We start from the raw sequence: 3,344 nt of genomic DNA, 5'->3' as shown, positions 1-3,344 counted from the left end.
CGTTTGGGTCGGTGGTGGTGACGGATCACCGGATGGTGGTGGGGGTTCCGGAGGGGTGGTCGTTTGAGCGGGCGGCGTCGGTGCCGACGGTGTTTTTGACGGCTTGGTATGGGTTGGCGGATCTGGCGGGGCTTCGTGCTGGGGAGTCGGTGTTGGTGCATGCGGCTGCGGGTGGGGTGGGTTTGGCGGCGATGCAGTTGGCGCGGTATTGGGGTGTGGAGGTGTTTGCGACGGCGAGTGAGGCGAAGTGGGGGGTGGTCCGGGCTGCGGGTGTGTCGCGGGAGCGGATCGCGTCGTCGCGGGATGTGGGGTTCGCGCGGGTGTTTTTGGAGGCGACCGGGGGTCGGGGTGTGGATGTGGTCCTCAACAGCCTGGCCGGGGAGTTCGTCGACGCCTCTTTGGAGTGTCTGGCTGGTGGTGGCCGGTTCATCGAGATGGGCAAGACCGACATCCGCGACGCCATGGAGATAGCCGCCGCACACGAAGGAACGACCTACCAGGCATTCGATTTGCGGGAGGCGGGGCCTGAGCGCATTCAGCAGATGTTGAGTGAAGTGGTGCGGTTGATGGAGGCGGGGGTTCTTGAGCCGTTGCCGGTGCGGGTGTGGGATGTGCGGGAGGCCCGGGAGGCTTTCCGGTTCATGAGCCAGGCCCGGCACGTGGGCAAACTCGTTCTGACGATGCCGCCGCGGCTCGACCCGGCGGGCACGGTCCTGGTCACGGGCGGGACCGGCACGCTGGGCGCGATCGCCGCCCGGCACATGGTCGCAACCCATGGCGTCAGCAGCATCGTGCTGGCCTCCCGCCGGGGGGAGAACGCACCGGGCGCGCACGAGCTGCGAACCGAACTGGAGGAACTTGGCGCGCGGGTTGCGGTGGTGGCCTGTGACATCGCCGAGCCGGGCGGGGTGGGGCAGGCGCTCGCGGCGGTGCCAACAGAACATCCCCTGACGGGGGTGATTCACACCGCCGGGGTGCTCGACGATGGTCTGGTCGAGGATTTGACGCCGGAGCGGGTGCGGGGGGTGCTGCGGGCCAAGGTCGATGGCGCCTGGCATCTGCACCTGGCCACCCGGGACATGCCGGACCTGGCCATGTTCGCCTTGTATTCTTCCGCGGCCGGGATTCTGGGCAGCCCGGGTCAGGCGAACTACGCGGCGGCCAACACCTTCCTCGACGCGCTGGCGGCGCATCGCCACGCCGCTGGGCTGCCGGCGGTGTCGATCGCGTGGGGTCTGTGGGAGGACGACAGCGCGTTGACCGGGCGGATGGCCGCGGCCGACCGCGCCCGCCTGGCACGCCGCGGCTTCGAACCCATGCCCGCCCCCCTCGCCCTCCAACTCCTCGACAAAGCTTGCTTCCAGCTCAACCAGCCCGTAATCGCCGCGGCCAACCTCAATCCCAAGCGGTTGGTGGCGGAAGCCGAGGCTGGGGCGTTGCCGCCAGCGTTGCGGAGTCTCCTGCCGGCTTCCGGCCGCGTTTCCCGTCGACAGGCGTTGGCCGGGGGGCACGACGAGGGCGCCTCGTTGGCTTCCCGCCTGGCCGGCCTCACCGAAGAGCAGCAACTCGACACCCTCCTCGACCTGGTGCGTTCGGATGCGGCGGTGGTGTTGGGGCATGGGAGTGCGGCGTCGGTTGAGGGGGGTCGTGCGTTTCGGGATGCGGGGTTTGATTCGCTGACGGCGGTGGAGTTGCGGAACCGTCTGAGTGCGGTGACGGGGTTGCGGTTGCCGGCGACGCTGGTGTTCGACTATCCGACGCCGTTGGTGCTGGCGGGGTTTTTGCGGGATGAGGTGGTGGGCGACCAGGCCGTCGCGGTTGGTGCGGGTGTGGTGGTGCCGGTTGCGTCGGATGTGGCGGATGATCCGGTGGTGATCGTGGGGATGGGCTGTCGTTTCCCGGGTGGGGTGGCGTCTCCTGAGGATTTGTGGCGGTTGGTCGATTCGGGTGGGGATGCGATCTCTGGTTTTCCGGTGGACCGTGGGTGGGATCTGGAGGGTCTTTATGATCCGGATCCGGATCGGGAGGGGCGGAGTTATACGCGGCAGGGTGGGTTCCTTGCGGATGTGGCGGGGTTCGACGCCGAGTTCTTCGGGATTTCGCCGCGTGAGGCGTTGGCGATGGATCCGCAGCAGCGGTTGCTGCTGGAGGTGGTGTGGGAGTCGCTGGAACGGGCGGGAATCGATCCGGCCGCACTGAAGGGCACCCAAACCGGCGTATTCATGGGGACATCCGGCTCGGGATACGCCGTCGGAATCAGGGAACTGCCAAGAGGGGTCGAAGGTTATTCGATCACCGGCAAGACCGGCAGCGTCGCGTCCGGGCGGGTGGCGTATTCGCTGGGGTTGGAGGGCCCGGCGATGTCGGTGGATACGGCGTGTTCGTCGTCGCTGGTGGCGTTGCATCTGGCGGTGCAGGCGTTGCGGAGTGGTGAGTGTTCGATGGCGCTGGCGGGCGGCGTCATGGTGATGCCTACCCCGGGTGTCTTCGTCGGGTTCAGCCGGCAGCGTGCTCTGGCCGCGGATGGGCGGTGCAAGCCGTTCTCGGCTGCTGCGGACGGCTTCGGGCCTTCCGAGGGTGTGGGTGTGCTGCTGGTGGAGCGGCTGTCGGACGCGGTGCGCAACGGCCATGAGGTGCTCGCGGTGGTGCGCGGATCGGCGGTGAATCAGGATGGTGCGTCGAATGGTTTGACGGCGCCGAATGGTCCGTCGCAGCAGCGGGTGATCCGGCAGGCGCTGGCGAACGCTGGCCTCGCGCCGGGTGATGTGGATGCGGTGGAGGCGCATGGGACGGGCACCTCGTTGGGTGATCCGATTGAGGCGCAGGCGTTGCTGGCCACCTACGGTCAGGATCGGGCGGACGGTGGGCCGTTGTGGCTGGGGTCCATCAAGTCGAACATCGGGCATGCGCAGGCGGCTGCGGGTGTGGCGGGTGTGATCAAGATGGTGATGGCGATGCGCCATGGCCTGCTGCCCAAGACCCTGCATGCCGAGGAGCCCTCGCCGCACATCGACTGGTCCACGGGCGAGGTCGAGCTGCTGACCGAGCCGGTCGCCTGGGAACGGAACGGGCACCCGCTTCGCGCCGGTGTGTCGTCGTTCGGAATCAGCGGAACGAACGCGCACGTGATCGTGGAGCAGGCGCCGGAGCAGGGGGCCGGTGCGGTCGAGGTGGCGGACGACCCAGCGCTGGGTCGTGTGGTGCCGTTGGTGGTGTCGGGGCGTTCGGGTGGAGCGCTGGTCGAGCAGGCGGGGCGGTTGCGGGAGTTTTTGGGGTCCGGTGCTGGGGTGTCGTTGGTGGATGTGGGGTGGTCGCGGGGGGTGGGGCGGGCGGGGTTGGAGCAT

Annotated in this window: 1 protein-coding gene; it reads left to right on the top strand. The window is 68.5% G+C overall.

Translation table 11 applies throughout. The annotated features are described in order from the left end of the window. A partial coding sequence (locus ADY01_RS34260) for a type I polyketide synthase (protein WP_049580681.1) occupies positions 1-3,344 on the top strand: 3,344 nt, incomplete at both ends.

It is taken from the genome of Streptomyces sp. SBT349 (genome assembly GCF_001083795.1).
GTDB lineage: Bacteria > Actinomycetota > Actinomycetes > Streptomycetales > Streptomycetaceae > Streptomyces.
Note: the sequence above shows the minus strand (reverse complement) of the source record. Positions and strands in the feature narration are given on the sequence as shown.